A 19,417-nucleotide genomic window follows, 5' to 3' on the forward strand; every position below is an offset into this window, starting at 1 on the left:
GGCAGGTCGACAGCGCCGGCGATTTTCGCCGGACGGTGTTGCATTGCCCTGACATACCCAACACGGACTGGCTTCCATGGGCCGGCACCGGTTCCCTGGACAATGGGCGACGTTCATCTGCCGGCGGCGGCAGCGGGCGTCGTAGCAAAGCGCAGTCGCTGGAACACGGATGCAGGAGGCGCATCCCCGGCGGAAAAACAGGTACAGAGACAAGGAACTCGATCATGCAGAGCGGCGTCGAAAGGGAGCTTACCAATGACATCCCATTTTCAGGAAATCTGATCGGAGCTGATGAGATGGCGGCTTCCAGCGACGCGGAACAGAAGTTCGACCGGGTCAAGGCCCAGTTGAAGGCGCGCTTGGGAACCGAAGTCTATTCGAGCTGGTTCGGGCGCATGAAGGTCGCGGAGGCTTCAAAGGGCATCGTTCGCATTTCGGTGCCCACTGCCTTCCTGCGCTCGTGGATCAACGGCCATTATCTCGACCTTATCTGCGAGCTTTGGAAGCACGAGGATCCGGAGATCCTCAAGATCGAGATCATCGTGCGCACAGCCACCCGCCAGGGACGCAGCCATGCCGAACCGGAATTGGCGCCGGCGCGCAAGATGACGCGACAAACGCAGACGGCGCTGGCCGCCGGCACCGTAAGCCCCGGCAGGCTGGAGCGGGCTCCGGCGCCGCGCCCGGGCATGCCGGCCGAGAGCGAGTTCCGCCACAATGTGCTGGGATCGCCGCTCGATCCGCGTTACACGTTCGCCTCTTTCATCGAAGGGCCGTCGAACCGGGTGGCCTTCGCCGCGGCCAAGGCCGTGGCGGAATCGCAGTCGAGCGCGGTGCGCTTCAACCCGCTCTTCCTTCATGCGACGGTCGGCCTCGGCAAGACCCATTTGTTGCAGGCTATCGCCGCGGAATCGCTGAAGCAGAACCCGAAATCGCGCGTCGTCTACCTGACGGCGGAATATTTCATGTGGCGCTTCGCCACCGCGATCCGCGACAACAATGCCTTGACGCTCAAGGAACAGCTTCGCGATATCGACCTGCTCATCATCGACGACATGCAATTCCTGCAGGGCAAGTCGATCCAGCACGAATTCTGCCATCTGATCAACATGCTGCTCGACAGCGCCAAGCAGGTCGTCGTCGCCGCCGACCGGCCCCCGTCGGAACTGGAATCCCTTGAACCGCGGGTCCGCTCGCGCCTCAATGGCGGCGTCGCGCTCGAAATGTCGGCCCCCGATTTCGCCATGCGCCTGGGCATGCTCAAGCTGCGCCTCGCCACCGCCAGGCACGACGACGCTTCCCTCGACATCTCCGACGAGATCCTCAATCACGTCGCCCGCACGGTGACCGGCAGCGGCCGCGAACTGGAAGGCGCCTTCAATCAACTCCTGTTCCGCCAGTCGTTCGAGCCGCAGATCACCATCGATCGCATCGACGAGATCCTCGGCCATATCTACCGCACCGGCGAGCCGAAGCGGGTCCGTATCGAGGATATTCAGCGCATCGTCGCGCGGCACTACAATGTGTCGAAGACCGAGTTGCTGTCCAACAGGCGCACGCGCACCATCGTCAAGCCGAGGCAGGTCGCCATGTATCTGTCCAAGGTGATGACGCCGCGCTCGCTGCCCGAGATCGGGCGGCGCTTCGGCGGCCGCGACCACACAACGGTGCTGCACGCAGTGCGCAAGATCGAGGATCTTTCCGGCGGCGACAACACGCTGGCGCAGGAACTGGAACTGTTGAGACGGTTGATCAACGACCAGGCCTGAGCCGTTCGAAAACGCCTGGCGGCGTGCTTCGCCGCCTTTATCCCCAGAAAGCCCGCGTAGCCGGCCCGAACCGGTCGCGCGGGCTTGCGTTTGCTGGTTTTTTCCTGTCAGTTTACGCAGATTCTGAAGCCTGTTCAGACCTTTCGCGGGACGCCGCCAGCCGGAGACCCGCTCATTCATTCAAGCGAGCCTGGTTCGTCATGCGTGTTATCCTGGAACGGTCAAATCTCCTGAAGTCGCTCAACCACGTCCACCGCGTGGTCGAACGGCGCAACACCATACCGATCCTGTCCAACGTGCTGCTCAGCGCCGAAGGCGCCAGCCTGGAAATGAAGGCCACCGACCTCGACCTGGAGGTGACGGAAGCGACGCCGGCCAAGGTCGAGCGGGGTGGCGCGACGACGGTTCCGGCGCATCTGCTCTACGACATCGTGCGCAAGCTTTCCGACGGTGCCGAGGTGATGCTGAAGACGGACGAGGACGGCAACGCCATGACGGTGACCTCCGGCCGCTCGAGCTTCCGACTGCAATGCCTGCCGCAATCGGACTTCCCCGAGCTTTCGGCCGGATTCTTCTCGCATATCTTCCGGCTCGACTCGGTCGCGCTCAAGGGGCTGATCGAGAAGACCCAGTTCGCCATCTCCACCGAGGAGACGCGCTATTATCTCAACGGCATCTATCTTCACACACATGAGGTCGGCGGCAAGCTGAAGCTGCGCTCGGTGGCGACCGACGGCCATCGCCTGGCGCGCGCCGAGATCGACGCGCCGGCGGGTTCCGAAGGCATGCCGGGCATCATCATACCGCGCAAGACGGTCAGCGAATTGCAGAAGCTGGTCGATGATCCCGACGTGGCGGTCACCATCGAACTGTCGGACACCAAGATCCGCTTCACCATCGGCAGCGTCATCCTGACTTCCAAGCTGATCGACGGCACCTTCCCCGATTATCAGCGGGTCATTCCCACCGGCAACGACAAGAAGCTGATCATCGACCGCCAGAGCTTCGCGGCCGCCGTCGACCGCGTCTCGACCATCTCCTCCGAACGCGGGCGCGCGGTGAAGCTTTCGATCAGTGAGGGCCAGGTGACGCTTGCGGTCAACAATCCGGATTCGGGCAGCGCCACCGAGGAGTTGGCCGCCGACTATTCAGCCGACCCGATCGAGATCGGCTTCAACGCCAAGTACCTGCTCGACGTTGCCGCACAATTGACCGGTTCAGAGGCCCGGTTCATGTTGGCCGACGCCGGTTCGCCAACGCTGATCCACGACATGGCCGATGAAACCGCGCTTTATGTGCTGATGCCGATGCGGGTGTAGAGCAGTAGCGGTTGCCGGCACAAACCCATATAAGTAAGCTTACACTTACCAATTTCCGCAACTATGCGGCGCTGTCGGTCGAGCTTGAGCCGGGCGCGGTGGTGTTTTCCGGTGACAATGGCGCTGGCAAAACCAATCTGCTGGAAGCGATTTCCCTGTTGACGCCGGGCCGCGGCCTGCGCCGCGCGCCTTACGCGGACGTCGCGCGTGAGGGCGGTGACGGCGGCTTTGCGCTGCACGCACGGCTCGACGGACCTGACGGCCAAGTCGAGATAGGGACGGGCATTTCGGGTGGCGACAGTCTTGGCGAGGGCGGCAGACGGGTGCGCATCAACGGCGCCACGGCGCGATCCGCCGAGGACATGCTGGAATGGCTGCGCGTCGTGTGGCTGACGCCGGCCATGGATGCTCTGTTCACCGGACCGGCCGCGGACCGCCGGCGCTTTCTCGACCGGCTGGTGCTGGCGATCGATCCAGGCCACGGACAGCGCGCCCTCGACTATGAAAAGGCGATGCGCGGCCGGAACCGGTTGCTGACGGAAGGTTCGCGGGATTTGAGCTGGTTCGAGGCGATCGAGATGCAGATGGCCGAGACGGGCGTGGCGATCGCCGCGGCGCGCGCCGAAATGGTGCGCCTTCTGGCCGCCATGATCGACAGGCTGCCCGACAGCGGCCCGTTTCCGCAGGCCGATATCGGCCTGTCGGGCGATCTGGAAGCCGAGATCGCCACCATGCCGGCTGTCGACGTCGAGGAGCGGTTCCGCCGCACGCTCGCCGGGGGCCGCGACCGCGACCGCGCCGCCGGGCGCACGCTCGAGGGCCCGCACCGCTCCGATCTCGTGGTCCGGCACCGACCCAAGGCGATGCCGGCGGCGCTGTGTTCGACCGGCGAACAGAAAGCCTTGCTTGTCGGCATTGTCCTGTCGCATGCCAGATTGACCGGCGAGATGTCCGGCTTGACGCCAATCCTGCTGCTCGACGAGATCGCGGCACATCTCGATGGTGGCCGGCGTGCGGCGCTGTTCTCGATCCTGGAGGAATTGAACTGCCAGGCTTTCATGACGGGAACCGATGCTGCGCTGTTTTCCAGCCTGGCGGGCCGGGCGCAGTTCCTGATCGTGGATCACGGCACGGTCGCGCCGATGGCTGTGTGAGCACCTGACAAGGTTTTTCTCCCGCTATATGGTCGAGCCATGATCGCCACCGCCCTCACCGACGAAGAACTCGAACGCTATGCCCGCCACATCGTGCTGCCCGAAATTGGCGGCGCCGGCCAGCAGCGCCTGAAGCGCGCGCGGGTGCTGGTCATCGGCGCCGGCGGATTGGGCGCACCAGTGCTTGAATATCTTGCCGCAGCCGGCGTCGGCACGCTCGGCGTGATCGACGACGACACGGTTTCGCTCTCCAACCTGCAGCGGCAGGTGATTCACGGCACGGACACTGTCGGCATGCTGAAAACCCACAGCGCCAAGGCGGCAATCGCCCGCATCAATCCCAACACCGCTGTCGAAATCCACACATTGCGCCTGACCGCGGACAATGCCCAAGCCCTCGTCGCCCGTTACGACGTGGTCGTCGACGGGTCCGACAATTTCGAGACGCGCTATGTCGTGGCCGATGCCTGCGCGGCGGAGGGAAAGCCGCTGGTGCACGCCGCCGTGGGCCGTTTCGATGGCTCCGTGACCGTGCTGATGCCGTTCCAAGCCGATAGGGACGGCACCTCCAACCCCGGCTACCGCGACCTCTTCCCGGAGGCCCCACCGCCGGGTCTGGTGCCGTCCTGTGCCGAGGCCGGGGTGCTTGGCGTGCTGACTGGGGTGATTGGCACGTTGCAGGCGATGGAAGCCATCAAGCTGATCACCGGCATTGGCGAGCCGCTGATCGGACGACTGCTGCTCTATGACGCGCTGGCCGCGCGTTTCGAGACCATCCGCTACAAGAGACGAAACTGACGTTGACGCGCACTGCCGATATCGCCATCACCCGGATTCCGGCCGATTTCGACCGCTGGAACGAAGTGCTCGCCCTGATCCTGCGCGCATTCGCCTTCATGGACGGCATCATCGACCCGCCGTCCTCGGCGCACCTGCTCACCGCGGAAACCTTGCGCGACAAAGCCCGCCGCGAGACCGGCATGCTGGCGCTCAGCGGCAACAGGATCGTCGGCTGCATCTTCGCCCTGGAACGAACCGACCACCTCTATGTCGGCAAGCTCGCCGTCACGCCGGACTGTCAGGGCCAGGGCATCGGCAGGTTGTTGATGCAAGCCGTCCAGGATTTTGCCCGCAGCCGCGGCAAGGCCGCAATCGAGCTGCAGACGCGAATCGAGCTGGCTGGGAACCAGGCAGCCTTTGCCCGGCTCGGTTTTCGCGAGACCGTGAGAACGGCGCATGAAGGTTATGCGCGACCGACTTCGGTCACCATGCGCAAGACTGTTTCGTAAGTTTCCACTTACATTATGTTGCGAAGCCGCTCAGGTCCTGAGCGGCAGCACGCGATCCGGCGGGCGGTGGCCGTCGACGAAGGCGCGGATGTTGATGATCACCTTCTCGCCCATGTCGATGCGGCCCTCGAGCGTCGCCGACCCCATATGCGGCAAAAGCACGACCTTGCCCTTGGTCGCGAGCTTGAGCAGTTTTCCGTTCAATGCGGGCTCGTGCTCGTAGACGTCGAGTCCGGCGCCAGCGATCCTGCCATCCTGAATCAGCTTGACCAGCGCCTCCTCGTCGATGATGTCACCGCGCGCGGTGTTGACGATATAGGCGGTGGGCTGGAGCAGCGCCAGCCGCCGCGCCGAAAGCAGATGGAAGGTCGCCGGCGTCGAGGGGCAGTTGACCGAGATGATGTCCATGCGGGCCAGCATCTGATCGAGGCTTTCCCAATAGGTCGCCTCCAGCCCGTCCTCGACCGCCTGCAGCACGCGATGGCGGTTGTGATAGTGGATGGAGAGGCCGAAAGCCTTGGCACGCCTGGCAACGGCGGTGCCGATACGCCCCATGCCGACAATGCCGAGCCGTTTGCCCCAGATGCGCCGGCCAAGCATCCATGTCGGCGACCAGCCGGCCCATTTCTTGTCGCCGGTGAGTACATTGGCGCCCTCCGCCAGCCGGCGCGGCACCGCCAGCATCAGCGCCATCGTCATGTCGGCCGTATCCTCGGTCAGCACGTTGGGCGTGTTGGTTACGGTGATGCCTTTCTTGGCCGCGGCCGCCACGTCGATCTTGTCGACGCCATTGCCGAAATTGGCGATCAGCTTGAGGTTTTCGCCGGCCTGGGCGATCAATGCCGCGTCGATGCGGTCGGTCACCGTCGGCACCAGCACGTCGGCCTCCTTGACCGCCGCGACCAGTTCCGGTTGCGTCATCGGCCTGTCCTCGACGTTCAGCCTTGCGTCGAACAGCTCGCGCATGCGGGTCTCGACAGGGTCGGGCAGTTTTCGCGTGATGACCACGAGAGGCTTCTTTTTGCCTGCCATTGTTTCCCTCGTTGAGACCTCTTTAACCAAGACCGGCGAAACTGGAAGCCGGTCGCGGTAGCCGATTTACCCATGTACCAAGCGGTGCCGCCGAAGACAAAGAAAAAGGGGCGCCGGGGCCGGCAGGCCAGCGCCGAAAGGAACGAAAGTGTCTGGTTTCGCGTCGCTTCGCCTGACCCTCAGCGCAGCATTTCTCGGCGCTCTGCTCTATTCACCCCAACTGTGCGCGCAAGGTGCAGCAGCCCCCGCCCAGAGCGTCGTCACGCTCGGGCCGAGCGGCCTGCCGCTGCCACGATTCGTCAGCCTGAAATCCGGCCGCGTCAATTCGCGTGTCGGGCCGGGCGCCAACTACTCGGTCGACTGGATGTATCTGAAGGCAGGCCTGCCGATGGAGATCATCCAGGAATTCGACACATGGCGCCGCGTGCGCGACGCCGACGGTTCGGAAGGTTGGATCAACCAGTCGCTGCTTTCGGGCCGGCGCACGGCGATCGTGGCGCCGTGGCAGCGCGGCAAGGGCGCCCAGATCAATCTCCTCAGGAGCCCCGAAAAGGACGCCAGCGTGGTGGCGATCGTCGAGCCGGGCGTCATGGGCACGATCAAATCCTGCGACGGCCAGTGGTGCGAAATGACGCTCGATGGCCACACCGGCTGGCTCGCCCAATCCGTCGTCTGGGGCGCCTATCCCGGCGAACGGGTCAAGGACTGATTTTTGGCCTTGCCGCGACTCGTTTGAACCGCAGGCCGGACCGTTTAGCGGCCGATGCGGCCGAGATGGGTATCCTGAAAGCTGCTCGACAGCTTCAAGCCGTAACCCAGCGCGCGATCGATAGCGATGTGGGCGATCCAGATCAATGCAACCGCTAGAGCGGCTGCATTGCCGAACAGGCTGCCGGCAAGCACCAAAAACACCGGTGGGACCAAGATGTGGAAGGCATTGTAGCAGGCGGCGCCGACGCGCGGCCCGGCGAGATAGCCGAACATGGACAGATCAGGCGCCAGGATCAACAAGGCGAACAACCGCCAGGACGCACCGGCGAGTGCATAAAAGACGATAGCGGACACCGCGACAGCGGCCCATTCCAGCCGGACAGCCAGATCGAGGGGTTTCATTCCCGGCCGTTCATACGTGCCCGGCCGTGCATACGTGCCTGACCGTCGGTCATTCGGCGCGTTTGGGGCGCAGTCTCACCACGATGTCGACATTGGCGATCTCCATCCCCTCGGGTGGTTCCGGTAGGTTGGTGACGGTGACCGGACCATTGGCGATGTCGAAAATCCGGTTTTCGCCTTCGATATAGAAATGGTGATGATCGGAGGTGTTGGTGTCGAAATAGGTTTTGGCGCCCTCGACAGCCAGAATGCGCAGGAGTCCCGCCTGGGTGAATTGGTGAAGGGCGTTGTAGACGGTGGCCAGCGACACCGGCACGCCGGCGGCGACGGCCTCCTCGTGCAGTTCCTCGGCCGACAGATGGCGGTCGCCCTTGGCGAAAAGCAGGTCGGCAAGCGCAATGCGCTGCCGTGTCGGCCTCAGGCCGGCTTCACGAACCCGCTTGTCCACAGCGACATTTTCCTTCCGGCAGCCCCGGTCCATCTGGTCGTCCAAGCTCACAGTTCCGCCTCAAGACACGTCCAGAATGGCAAAAAAATGGATGTCTGCCGAAACCGGACCCCTTTCGACATATATTCTGTCGTCCGGATGCGATCAATAGCGCGCATTGACCCGGCAAGACTGGCGGGTTAAGCGCAAACGCCGGTTTCCGGCCTGAAACAGATTGTGTTAGGACACCAACGACAAGGGGGCGCCGGCGCCCGGGACATATGGGAACGAGATTGATGGCGGGTTCGAAATCCAGCTACGACTACGAAGAATTGCTGGCCTGCGCCCGCGGCGAGCTGTTCGGACCGGGCAATGCCCAGTTGCCTTACCCGCCGATGCTGATGTTTGACCGCATCACCGAGATCAGCGAAACGGGCGGGGCTTTCGACAAGGGCTTCATCCGCGCCGAATTCGACATCAAGCCGGACCTGTGGTTCTTTGCCTGCCATTTCATCGGCAATCCCATCATGCCTGGATGCCTGGGCCTCGATGCCCTGTGGCAGCTGACGGGTTTTTATCTCGGCTGGCTGGGCGAACCCGGCAAAGGCATGGCGCTGTCGACCGGCGAGGTCAAGTTCAAGGGAATGGTCACGCCCTCGGTTAAAAAGGTCGAGTATGGCGTGGAATTCAAACGTGTGATGCGTGGCCGGCTGGTGCTGGGCATCGCCGATGGTTGGCTAAAGGCGGACGGCGAACCCATATACGCGGCAACGGACCTGAAAGTCGGTCTGTCCAAGCAGTCGGCGGTCGCTTGACCGTCGCCCTGGCCGACCTCGTGGCCAGCATTCCTGGAAGGAGTTGCGAATGAGACGTGTCGTAGTCACAGGCCTCGGCATCGTGTCGTCGATCGGCAACAATGCCAACGAGGTGCAAGCCTCGCTGCATGACGCCAAATCCGGCATCAGCTTCTCCGACTCCTTCGCCGAGCACGGCTTCCGCTGCCAGGTCTGGGGCGCGCCGACGCTCGATCCCAGCGCCATGATCGATCGGCGCGCAATGCGCTTCCTGAGCCAGGGAGCGGCCTGGAACCATGTCGCCATGGACCAGGCGATCGCCGATGCCGGCCTTGGCGAGAGCGACATCACCAATGAGCGCACCGGCATCGTCATGGGCTCGGGCGGGCCTTCCACCCGCACCATCGTCGAGGCGGCCGAAACCACGCTCAAGAACGGCAGCCCCAAGCGCATCGGCCCGTTCGCGGTGCCGAAGGCGATGTCGTCGACCGCGTCGGCGACGCTGGCCACCTGGTTCAAGATCCACGGCGTCAACTATTCGATCTCGTCGGCCTGTTCGACCTCGGCGCATTGCATCGGCAATGGCTACGAACTGATCCAGTGGGGCAAGCAGGACATGGTGTTCGCCGGCGGCCACGAAGATCTCGACTGGACGATGTCGGACCTGTTCGACGCCATGGGCGCCATGTCGTCGAAGTACAATGACAGGGCATCTGCCGCTTCCCGCGCCTATGACGTCGATCGCGACGGCTTCGTCATCGCCGGCGGCGCCGGCGTGCTGGTGCTCGAGGAACTGGAGCATGCCAAGGCGCGCGGCGCCAAGATCTATGCAGAGATCGTCGGCTACGGCGCCACCTCGGACGGCTTCGACATGGTTGCGCCCTCGGGCGAAGGCGCGGTCCGCTGCATGCGGCAGGCGCTGGCGACCGTCACCACCCCGGTCGACTACATCAACACCCATGGCACCTCGACGCCGGTGGGGGATTCCCGCGAAATGGGCGCGATCCGCGAGGTGTTCGGCGAGAAGATGCCCTTCATCACCTCGACCAAATCGCTGACGGGCCATTCGCTGGGCGCGGCCGGCGTGCAGGAATCCATCTATTCGATCCTGATGATGCAAGGCGGTTTCATCGGCGAAAGCGCCCATATCGAGACTCTCGACCCCGAATTCGAGGGTATGCCGGTGGTGCGAAAGCGCATCGACAACGCCAGGATCGACACCGTTTTGTCCAATTCCTTCGGCTTTGGTGGCACCAACGCAACGCTGGTTTTCCAGCGCTATTCCGCATAAGGCCACGTTTTTTCCACGAGGATTGGCGATCATGGACGGATTGATGAAGGGCAAGCGCGGGCTTGTCATGGGCGTCGCCAACGATCATTCGATCGCCTGGGGCATCGCCCGGAAACTGTCCGAACATGGGGCCGAACTTGCCTTCACCTACCAGGGTGACGCCTTCGGCCGCCGGGTCAAGCCGCTCGCCGACAAGCTCGGCGCGGCGCTGGTGGTTCCCTGCGATGTCGAGGACAGCGCCTCGGTCCGCGCCACCTTCGAGACCTTGGGCAAGGCCTGGGGCGGGCTCGACTTCGTGGTCCATGCCATCGGCTTTTCGGACAAGAATGAGCTCAAGGGCCTCTACGCCGACACCAGCCGCGACAATTTCATCCGCACCATGGTCATCTCCTGCTATTCCTTCACCGAGGTCGCGCGCCACGCCGCGGCCCTGATGCAGGATGGCGGATCGATGATCACCCTGACCTATGCCGGTTCGGTGCGCGTCATGCCGAACTATAACGTCATGGGCGTCGCCAAGGCCGGCCTCGAGGCCAGCGTGCGCTATCTCGCCAACGATTACGGCCCGCGCGGCATCAGGGTGAACGGCATATCGGCCGGACCGGTGCGAACGCTTGCCGGCGCCGGGATTTCCGATGCGCGCCACATGTTCTCTTACCAGCAGCGCAATTCTCCGCTGCGCCGCACCGTGACCATCGACGAGGTCGGCGGCTCGGCACTCTACCTCCTGTCCGACCTCGCTTCCGGCGTCACCGGCGAAATCCACTATGTCGATTCCGGCTATCATATCGTTTCCATGCCGACGCTCGAGGAGCTGAAGCAGACGGATCGCGCGAGCGAATAGGCCATTACGCGAAATAGTCTTTTCTCCTGCGAAGAAATAATTCCCTTCCAATAAAATTGGATGCATTCGCGGAAACTCATTTTAAGGGCCTATCGGCTATAGAGTCCCGCAATTTGGGGACTTTCAATGCCTGCCGTCAGCAACCCGAACCGCACACCGGTGTTCCGGCTGATCACCATAGCCAGTTCGGGCATTGGCAGTTTCATTCTCGGCATCTGGGGGCTGAAGCACGCGCTTGGCGACGGCTTTGCCGGCATGCCGGCGGACGTGATGGTGGCGATCATGGCTGCCCTTTGCGCATTGGCGGCGGCGGGAGCCGCGATGTCTTTCTTCGCCGGCGTCGATGAATCGGCTGATTTCGTCTTCAACGAAACCCAGTTCGACAAGCTGACCGGATTGCTGGCGCGTCCGGCGATGGTCGGCAAGATCGCCGAGGCAGCCTGCGCGACGAGCCGCACCGGGGCCCCGATGTTCCTCATCGACATCGACATCGACCGGTTCAAGCAGATCAACGACGCGATCGGCTACAGCCAGGGCGACGAACTGATCCGCGCCTTCACCAAGCGGCTGCAGGCCTGCGTAACCGAGCGCGTGCAGATCGGGCGCATCGGCGCCGGCGAGTTCGCGGTGCTGCTTCCCGATCATCAGATTCAGGGAACGATGGAAGCTATGGTGGAGAGGCTCATCGACGAGATGATGGAGCCCTATGAGCTCAGCAGCCACCAGCAATCGGTGAGCCTGTCGGTGGGCATCGTGGCGATGCCCAAGGACGGCGTCGACCCGGTCCTCATCCTGCGCCGCTCCAACTTGGCGCTGCAAAATGCGCGCGCCAGGGGAGTCGGCAACTGGTCGGTCTTCGATACCGAGATGGGTCGGGTCGCCGATCATCGCCAATGGGTCGAATCCGAGCTGCACATCGCATTCCAGCGCGGTGATTTCGACCTTCACTATCAGCCGCAGCTGGACCTGCCGAGCGGCCGCATCGTCGGCTATGAAGCGCTGATCCGCTGGAACCATCCAGAACGCGGCATGATCCCACCTCTGGAGTTCATCCAGATCGCCGAGGAAACCGGCATGATCAATCCGATCGGCGAATGGGTTCTGCGCAAGGCATGCAGCGACGCCCGCCATTTACCCGACGACTGCTTCGTCGCTGTCAACATCTCGCCGGTCCAGTTCATGACCAAGGACTTCATCGGCCTCGTGCGCGACACGATGCGGACCACCGGCATCAAGCCCTCGCGGCTGGAGCTGGAAGTCACCGAGACGGCCATGATGCAGGACCGCGACCGCGCCGCCGCCATCCTGAAAGAGCTTGCCGATATGGGCATCTCGGTTGCCGTCGACGATTTCGGCACCGGCTATTCCAATCTCAGCTACCTGATCGATTTTTCATTCGGCAAGCTGAAGATCGACCGCTCCTTCGTCAGCCGCATCGATACGGATTCGAGCTCCGGCGCCGTCGTATCGACCATTGTCGGCCTCTCGCGAGCACTCGGCGTCAGTATCATTGCCGAGGGTGTCGAGACAGAGGACCAGGCGACACTGCTCAGGGCAGCCGGTTGCGAGGTGGTGCAAGGTTATCTGTTCGGCCGGCCGGCGCCGCTTGCGGTCATGGCCGGCGAGGGACATGTCATCGAGGATTCGAGGCGCGTCGCCAATCTGCACTGAGTGTCACGCCGTTGCGTGTCAGCGACGCGCGGAAAGAACCTTGAACATGCCGTCACGGGCGAGCTCGGCATGGCTGGAGAAGGCGGCGGCCAGTGCCGGCTCGTAGGGCAACTGGCGGTTCGCCACCATGTACAGCCGTGCTCCCGGCTTCAGCGCCTTTGCCGCTGCCCGGATCAGGCCGGCGCCGATCTCCGGTTCGGCCGCGCGGCTGCGATGAAAAGGCGGGTTCATGATGACCGCGTCGTAGCGACGCTCGACCGGCTCCCCCTGCAGGTCCGTCCAGAAGAAACCTTTCGCAACCGACTGGCTGGCCGTGGCAAGATTGGCTTTGGCGGCTTCGAGAGAAGCGAAATCCGCCTCATAGAGATCAAGTGCCGAGATGCCGGGCGAACGCGCTTCCATCTCCGCCGCCAGATAGCCCCAGCCGGCGCAGAAATCGGCGACATGGCCGCGCAGGTCGGCCGGAAGATGGTCCGCCAGCAACTTCGAACCGGCATCGACACGATCGAAGGAAAACATGCCGGGCGCCGTGCTGAAGCGGCCGTCGACCAGCCCGGCGGGATTGGCGGCACGCAGCGCTGCTGCCGTCTCCGTCCCGGCCGGCCGGCGAAGCCAGAAGGCGATGCCGTGATATTTGGGCAGATGGCCTTCGAGCGGCACAAGCTCGTCCATGCGCTTGCGCAGGCTGGCGATGCCATCATCCTTGCCGCCGGCAATGACGATCAATCCGCCCTCAGCGACGCGCTCCAGCGCATCCGCGATGCGCAGCTCGTTCTGGCCGCGATGGCGGCCCGCGAGCACCAGCGCGGCGTCAAAGCCATCGCCTTGCGTTTGCGGGGTGACAGTGAAGCCCGCGGCTTGCAGCGCGCGAAAATGCGGCCGAAAGCCTTGCACCACGTGCAGCTCGGCGTCGAAGTCCTGCGGTGTCCGCAAGCCGGATTCGGCCCCTAGAAAAAGCACCCGTTCGCCCTTGCCTGGCAAAGCGACCGCCTCGGCCTCGAATGGATGGAAAAGTGTCTTCAGCGGTTCGGCAGACATGCCTTTGCTCCATAAACGAAAGCGGGCGCGACATGAGCCGCGCCCGCTTCGATTTTTCGGTCAGGCCGTTCAGGCGGCGTTTTCTTCGCTCTCAGCCTTCTTGTCGCGAACGATTTCCTTGCCGGTGGTCTGGTCGACGACCTTCATCGACAGGCGGACCTTGCCGCGCTCATCGAAGCCCATCAGCTTGACCCAAACCTTGTCGCCTTCCTTGACGACGTCCGAAGTCTTGGCGACCCGGTCGTTGGCAAGCTGCGAGATGTGGACGAGGCCGTCACGCGGGCCGAAGAAGTTGACGAAAGCGCCGAAGTCGGCGGTCTTGACGACCGTGCCTTCGTAGATTTCGCCGACTTCCGGCTCGGCGACGATGGTGTGGATCCACTTCTTCGCCGCCTCGATCTCCTTGGCGTTCGCCGAAGCGATCTTGACCGTGCCGTCATCCTCGATGTTGATCTTGGCGCCGGTCTTCTCGACGATCTCGCGGATGACCTTGCCACCGGAACCGATCACGTCGCGGATCTTGTCGGTCGGGATGTGCATGACCTCGATGCGCGGTGCGAACTCGCCGAGCTCGGCGCGCGCGCCGGACAGCGCGTGGCCCATTTCGCCGAGAATATGCTGGCGACCGTCCTTGGCCTGGTCGAGAGCGATCTTCATGATCTCCTCGGTGATGCCCTCGATCTTGATATCCATCTGCAAGGAGGTGATACCGTTGGCGGTGCCGGCGACCTTGAAATCCATGTCGCCGAGGTGATCCTCGTCGCCCAGGATGTCGGAGAGCACGGCGAAGCGCTCACCTTCCTTGATCAGGCCCATGGCGATACCGGCGACCGGCTTGGCCAGCGGCACGCCGGCGTCCATCAGCGCCAGCGAGGTGCCGCAGACGGTTGCCATCGACGATGAGCCGTTGGACTCGGTGATCTCCGAGACGACGCGCAGCGTGTAGGGGAACTGGTCGGCGGTCGGCAGCATCGGGCGGATGGCGCGCCAGGCGAGCTTGCCGTGGCCGATCTCGCGGCGGCCGGGCGAGCCCATGCGGCCGGTCTCGCCGACGGAATAGGGAGGGAAGTTGTAGTGGAGGAGGAACTTCTCCTTGTACATGCCGGTCAGCGAATCGACATACTGCTCGTCCTCGCCGGTGCCCAGCGTGGCGACGACCAGCGCCTGGGTCTCGCCGCGGGTGAACAGCGCCGAACCGTGGGTGCGCGGCAGGACGCCGACCTCGGATACGATCTTGCGCACGGTCTTCAGGTCACGGCCGTCAATGCGCGAACCAGTGTCGAGAATGTTCCAGCGCACGACCTTGGCCTGGAGCTCCTTGAACACGCTGCCGATCTGCTCGGAGGAATATTTCGGCTCTTCGCCTTCGGCCGGAGCGAAGGCCGCCTTGACCTTGGCCTTGACGGCGTCCACGGCGGCATAGCGCTTCTGCTTGTCGGTGATCTTGTAGGCGTCGCGTAGCTCGTCGCCGACGATCTTCAGCATCTCGGCTTCGAGGGCGGAATAGTCCGGCGCGGTGAAGTCGCGCGGGTCCTTGGCGGCGACTTCGGCCAGCTTGATGATCGCGTCGATCACCGGCTGGAAACCGCGATGGCCGAACATGACCGCGCCGAGCATCAGGTCTTCGCCGAGCTCCTTGGCTTCGGACTCGACCATCAGCACGGCGTCGGCGGTGCCGGCGACGATCAGGTCGAGCTTGGATTCCTGCATCTCGTCGACATGCGGGTTGAGCACGTATTCGCCGTTGATGTAGCCGACGCGGGCGCCGCCGATCGGGCCCATGAAGGGCACGCCCGACAGGGTCAGGGCCGCCGAGGTGGCGACGATCGACAGGATGTCCGGATCGTTCTCGAGATCATGCTGGACGACGGTGACGACGATCTGCGTGTCGTTCTTGTAGCCGTCGGCAAAGAGTGGGCGGATCGGGCGGTCGATGAGGCGCGAAACCAGCGTTTCCTTTTCGCTCGGACGACCTTCACGCTTGAAATAGCCGCCCGGGATCTTGCCGGCGGCGTAGGTCTTTTCCTGGTAGTTGACGGTCAGCGGAAAGAAGTCGAGGCCCGGCTTGGGCTCCTTCATCGAAACGACCGTGGCGAGAACCTTGGTCTCGCCGTAGGTGGCGAGCACGGCGCCGTCGGCCTGGCGCGCGATCTTGCCGGTTTCGAGGATGAGCGGGCGACCGCCCCATTCGATTTCCACTTTGTGGTGATTGAACATGTCTTGTCCTTCATATGAGGAAAGGGCCGCGCCGTTTCAGCGTGCGCGGGTGCCCTTTCCCCTGGCTTCCTTTCTCGGGCAGCCACGGGCAAGACAACGGGAAGCTCGATCCATGTCGGCCGGATGGCCGCGCGAGCGTCCTGCAATCCTGCCCCATGACCGTCCATGGGGTGGCTTCGAGGGGGCCCTCTGCACGCTCGAAACCGGATTTGGCCAATCGATCCGACTGGCCCTGCGCATGACCCCACAAGCAGCGGCTTGTGGAATGCGTCACGCGCAAACTCAACTTGTTGGAGCGTCCGTCCGGCATCCGGATGGGTGCGCGGCGCTCCAGTACCTGCATTCGAGATCGGATTGGTCCGGTGCTCAAATGCGCGACCGGCGGGCCCTTGTGAGGCCCGCCGGTCAATTCGTCAACGGCGCAGGCCGAGCTTCTCGATCAGCGTCTGGTAGCGCGTGTCGTCCTTGCGCTTGAGATAATCAAGCAGGCTTCGGCGCTGGGAGACGAGAGCGAGCAGACCACGGCGGGAATGGTTATCCTTCTTGTGGTCCTTGAAATGGTCGGTCAGGTTCTTGATGCGCTCGGAAAGGATGGCTACCTGAACTTCCGGAGACCCGGTGTCGCCCTTGGCGGTTGCGAATTCAGTCATCAATTCCTGTTTGCGCTCGGCAGTAATCGACATCGTGTTTTTCCTTATCTGTTCGAGGAAACGGGTCGCCCTCAGCCGGGATGTCGTCCAGCAGGGGCCGGTGCAAGCAGAGCGTCATAGCGCTAAGCTGCGGCGCATATAGTGCAATTCCCAAGAAAACACCAGCCCAATTCACGAAGCCGGCTTTTCACGCCAAAACGGCAAGTTATCCCTGTCAAAGCCATTTTTTCCATTTGAAGAAGGCAATCAGCCCAACCGCGACCACGGCCATGAACAGCAGCGACAAGGGATAGCCGTAATAGGCCTTCAGCTCAGGCATGTTCCAAGGCGACGTCTCCGGATCGAAATTCATGCCCCAGACGCCGACCAGAAACGTGAGCGGCATGAAGATGACCGAGACGATCGTCAGATAGGAAATGACGTCGTTGGTGCGTGCCTGGCTCAGCGACAGATGCATCTCGATCAGGCCGGTCAGCATGTCGCGCTGGTTCTCGACCAGCTCGATCAGCCGCAGCGCGTGGTCGAGCGTATCGTTCAGGAAGACCTTGGTTTCGGCCTTCACATAGGACACGTCGTTGCGGATCAGCGTCGCTAGCGCATCGCGCACCGGCCACAGCACCCCCTTCAGCACATTGGCGTCGTGCCGCAATCCATGAAGCTGCTGCATCTGATGCTTGTGCGGTGCGTGCAGCATCTGGTCCTCGATGCTGTCGACGAGTTCGCCGGCCGCCTCGATCGGCGGAAAGTAGCTATCGACGATGGCGTCGATCAGCGCATAGGCGAGATAGTCGGCGCCACGGGCGCGCAGCCGGTTCGGCGCCGAGCTTTCGATGCGCTTGCGCACCGGATCGAACGGATCGCCTTCGCGCTCCTGGAAGGTGACGACGAAATTCTTGCCAAGGAAAACGGCGATCTGCTCGTAGCGGTGCGAGGCGACGTCGTCGATCATCCGCACGACCACGAAAGCATGGTCTTCGTAGAAATCCACCTTCGGCCGCTGGCCCGTGTTGACGACGTCCTCCAGCGCCAGCGGATGCAGGCTGAAGATGCGGCCGATCTCCTTGATCAGCTCGATATTGGCCAGGCCGGTGCAGTCCAGCCAGATGACCGGCCACTTTTCGCAATTGGCATTGACGTCGTCGATGCTGGCATTGTCGATCGTTTTGGACTTTTGCGGCGAGATCAGGGTGAGCCGCAGTTCCGAGCGTCGCGCCGCGGGATCGGCGATCAGCGTTCCGGGCGATGCACCGACCGGCGGCCGCCTGGCCCTGAGCGGCGCCCGCGTCTTGATCGCCTCAACCTTTGCCATGCGGCCCCTCGGATAGATATCGCATAGAGATTAGACGAGGGCCCTCACCCGGCAAAGACCCGTTTGGGCTTGAACATGCCCTGCTCGATGGCGCCGATGGCCACCAGCTTGCCGCGCGCGGTCGCGCAGGCTTCCTCGGCCTCCACCGGCGCGTCGCGGCCGCGGATGATGACGGGATTGCCGAGGCGGATCTTCGTCGCCGCATCGTCGCTGATGGCTATCTGCGGCAGGCAGTCGAGTGCCGCCGAGGTGTCGACAAGCAGCGCGTCGATCGCGGCAAAATCGATCGGCGCTTCTATCGAATCGGGGGACGGTTGCTGCGTGCCATGACCCTGCTCGCCGAAGCGCGCCGCCTCCAGTTCGGCGACGGTGACGAAATCCTCGGCGGTGAACGGCTCGACCTCGATCCGGCGCAGTTCAGAAATATGGCCGAAGCAGCCGAGATCGCGGCCCATGTCGCGGGCCAGCGAGCGCACATAGGTACCCTTGCCGCATTCGACCTCGAAAACCGTGTGATCGGCCCCGTGCTCGACGATGTCGAGGCGGCCGATTTCGATCTCGCGCGCGGGAATGTCGACCGTCTCGCCGTCGCGGGCGAGATCATAGGCGCGTTCGCCCGCGATCTTGATGGCCGAGAATTGCGGCGGCGTCTGCATGATGACGCCGGTGTATTTCGGCAGCAGCGCCTGCACTTCGGCCTCCACGGGGCGCCGGTCGGAGTCCCTCGTCACCGGACCTTCGAGGTCGTCGGTCGAGCGCTCCTGCCCCCAGGCCACGGTGAAGCGGTAGATCTTGGCGCCGTCCTGGACGTAGGGCACGGTCTTGGTGGCTTCGCCGAGCGCGATCGGCAGCATACCGGAAGCGAGCGGATCGAGCGTGCCGGCGTGGCCGGCCTTCTCCGCCTGGAACAGCCACTTGATCTTGGAGACGGCCTCCGTCGAGCCCATGCCGACCGGCTTGTCCAGCACCACCCAGCCCGAGACCGGCCGGCCCTTCTTCTTGCCGCGGCGCGCCATTATTCGCTGTCCTTATCGTCGTCGTCCGCATCCAGATCGCGCGCCACTTCCGGCGATTTCAGGAGATCGTTGATCCTGGCGAAATTGTCGAAGGAGGTGTCGAGCCGGAAGCGAAACTCGGGCATGTACTTCATCTGCCGCAGCGCGCCGGAGACACGGCCGCGGACGAACTTGGCATGCTTGTTGAGTGCCTCGACCACGGCGCCGGCGTCCGTGGCGCCGAGCGGCGAGATGAAGGCGGTTGCGATCTTGAGGTCGGGCGACATGCGCACTTCCGACACCGAAACCACGGCATTCTCGACCAGCGGATCGATGATCTCGCCGCGCTGCAAGGTTTCGGACAGCGCATGGCGCACCTGCTCGCCGACGCGCAGCATGCGCTGGGATGGGCCTGATGTGGTCGAACGGGGCATTTTTTCTCGATCCTGAAAGCGTGGGGCGCGGGATAGGACCGTGCCTCATGTCTCAAATGTTTGCCAGGCGG

General features: G+C 63.4%; 19 protein-coding genes. 10 read left to right on the top strand and 9 right to left on the bottom strand.

Features of this window, described 5'->3' with window-relative positions; genetic code table 11:
- Positions 1-224 precede the first annotated feature (224 nt).
- The 5 genes from dnaA to FJ946_RS13965 all read left to right on the top strand — a co-directional run bounded on the left by dnaA (position 225) and on the right by FJ946_RS13965 (position 5,531).
- Entirely contained in the window at positions 225-1,769 is a 1,545-nt protein-coding gene (gene dnaA / locus FJ946_RS13945) for a chromosomal replication initiator protein DnaA (RefSeq protein WP_140496749.1), read from the top strand.
- Positions 1,770-1,969: 200 nt separating this feature from the next.
- A complete protein-coding gene (gene dnaN, locus FJ946_RS13950) occupies positions 1,970-3,088 on the top strand; it encodes a DNA polymerase III subunit beta (protein ID WP_140564844.1) in 1,119 nt (372 codons plus the stop codon).
- Between the two features lie 11 nt (positions 3,089-3,099).
- Entirely contained in the window at positions 3,100-4,242 is a 1,143-nt protein-coding gene (gene recF, locus FJ946_RS13955) for a DNA replication/repair protein RecF (protein ID WP_140523890.1), read from the top strand.
- Positions 4,243-4,281: 39 nt separating this feature from the next.
- On the top strand, positions 4,282-5,040 hold the full coding sequence (locus FJ946_RS13960) for a molybdopterin-synthase adenylyltransferase MoeB (RefSeq protein ID WP_140560889.1): 759 nt from the start codon (positions 4,282-4,284) through the stop codon (positions 5,038-5,040).
- Between the two features lie 2 nt (positions 5,041-5,042).
- A complete protein-coding gene (locus FJ946_RS13965) occupies positions 5,043-5,531 on the top strand; it encodes a GNAT family N-acetyltransferase (protein ID WP_224680784.1) in 489 nt (162 codons plus the stop codon).
- A 30-nt stretch (positions 5,532-5,561) separates the two neighbouring features.
- On the opposite strand, the gene FJ946_RS13970 is transcribed toward FJ946_RS13965, so the two are convergent.
- Complete coding sequence (locus FJ946_RS13970; protein ID WP_140496760.1) at positions 5,562-6,563, bottom strand: D-glycerate dehydrogenase; 1,002 nt, start codon at positions 6,561-6,563, stop codon at positions 5,562-5,564.
- A gap of 148 nt (positions 6,564-6,711) precedes the next feature.
- Here FJ946_RS13970 and FJ946_RS13975 point away from each other — a divergent pair, with 148 nt between their 5' ends.
- A complete protein-coding gene (locus FJ946_RS13975; protein ID WP_140496762.1) occupies positions 6,712-7,272 on the top strand; it encodes an SH3 domain-containing protein in 561 nt (186 codons plus the stop codon).
- Between the two features lie 44 nt (positions 7,273-7,316).
- Here the strand turns inward: FJ946_RS13975 and FJ946_RS13980 are convergent, their stop codons facing one another.
- Both FJ946_RS13980 and irrA read right to left on the bottom strand, forming a co-directional pair.
- Positions 7,317-7,676 (bottom strand): DUF4260 domain-containing protein, encoded by a 360-nt coding sequence (locus FJ946_RS13980; RefSeq protein WP_140496764.1) that lies wholly within the window; start codon positions 7,674-7,676, stop codon positions 7,317-7,319.
- A 49-nt stretch (positions 7,677-7,725) separates the two neighbouring features.
- Entirely contained in the window at positions 7,726-8,157 is a 432-nt protein-coding gene (gene irrA, locus FJ946_RS13985; protein WP_181165297.1) for an iron response transcriptional regulator IrrA, read from the bottom strand.
- 242 nt (positions 8,158-8,399) lie between these two features.
- On the opposite strand from irrA, the gene fabA reads away from it, so the two are divergent.
- The 4 genes from fabA (at position 8,400) to FJ946_RS14005 (ending at position 12,703) form a co-directional block, all read left to right on the top strand.
- Complete coding sequence (gene fabA, locus FJ946_RS13990) at positions 8,400-8,918, top strand: 3-hydroxyacyl-[acyl-carrier-protein] dehydratase FabA (RefSeq protein WP_140496768.1); 519 nt, start codon at positions 8,400-8,402, stop codon at positions 8,916-8,918.
- A gap of 49 nt (positions 8,919-8,967) precedes the next feature.
- Complete coding sequence (gene fabB / locus FJ946_RS13995; RefSeq protein ID WP_140496770.1) at positions 8,968-10,188, top strand: beta-ketoacyl-ACP synthase I; 1,221 nt, start codon at positions 8,968-8,970, stop codon at positions 10,186-10,188.
- A 31-nt stretch (positions 10,189-10,219) separates the two neighbouring features.
- Complete coding sequence (gene fabI / locus FJ946_RS14000; protein ID WP_140496772.1) at positions 10,220-11,032, top strand: enoyl-ACP reductase FabI; 813 nt, start codon at positions 10,220-10,222, stop codon at positions 11,030-11,032.
- A gap of 126 nt (positions 11,033-11,158) precedes the next feature.
- Positions 11,159-12,703: a bifunctional diguanylate cyclase/phosphodiesterase gene (locus tag FJ946_RS14005; RefSeq protein ID WP_140564845.1), complete on the top strand. Its 1,545-nt coding sequence runs from the start codon at positions 11,159-11,161 to the stop codon at positions 12,701-12,703.
- Between the two features lie 18 nt (positions 12,704-12,721).
- Here the strand turns inward: FJ946_RS14005 and FJ946_RS14010 are convergent, their stop codons facing one another.
- The 6 genes from FJ946_RS14010 to rbfA all read right to left on the bottom strand — a co-directional run bounded on the left by FJ946_RS14010 (position 12,722) and on the right by rbfA (position 19,346).
- Positions 12,722-13,741: a class I SAM-dependent methyltransferase gene (locus FJ946_RS14010; protein WP_140564847.1), complete on the bottom strand. Its 1,020-nt coding sequence runs from the start codon at positions 13,739-13,741 to the stop codon at positions 12,722-12,724.
- A 69-nt stretch (positions 13,742-13,810) separates the two neighbouring features.
- Positions 13,811-15,958: a polyribonucleotide nucleotidyltransferase gene (gene pnp, locus FJ946_RS14015; protein WP_140564849.1), complete on the bottom strand. Its 2,148-nt coding sequence runs from the start codon at positions 15,956-15,958 to the stop codon at positions 13,811-13,813.
- A 413-nt stretch (positions 15,959-16,371) separates the two neighbouring features.
- The gene (gene rpsO / locus FJ946_RS14020; protein ID WP_281405124.1) at positions 16,372-16,683 is read right to left on the bottom strand and encodes a 30S ribosomal protein S15; all 312 of its coding nucleotides are present in this window, start codon (positions 16,681-16,683) and stop codon (positions 16,372-16,374) included.
- Between the two features lie 139 nt (positions 16,684-16,822).
- Positions 16,823-17,917, bottom strand: a complete 1,095-nt coding sequence (corA, locus tag FJ946_RS14025; RefSeq protein WP_140513174.1) for a magnesium/cobalt transporter CorA — start codon at positions 17,915-17,917, stop codon at positions 16,823-16,825.
- A 44-nt stretch (positions 17,918-17,961) separates the two neighbouring features.
- Entirely contained in the window at positions 17,962-18,933 is a 972-nt protein-coding gene (truB, locus tag FJ946_RS14030) for a tRNA pseudouridine(55) synthase TruB (protein WP_140523878.1), read from the bottom strand.
- Positions 18,933-19,346 (bottom strand): 30S ribosome-binding factor RbfA, encoded by a 414-nt coding sequence (gene rbfA, locus FJ946_RS14035; protein WP_140564850.1) that lies wholly within the window; start codon positions 19,344-19,346, stop codon positions 18,933-18,935. Before rbfA ends, truB begins: the two co-directional genes overlap by 1 nt.
- Positions 19,347-19,417 lie beyond the last annotated feature (71 nt).

Origin of the sequence: Mesorhizobium sp. B2-4-7, assembly GCF_006442685.1 — a bacterium.
Lineage (GTDB): Bacteria > Pseudomonadota > Alphaproteobacteria > Rhizobiales > Rhizobiaceae > Mesorhizobium.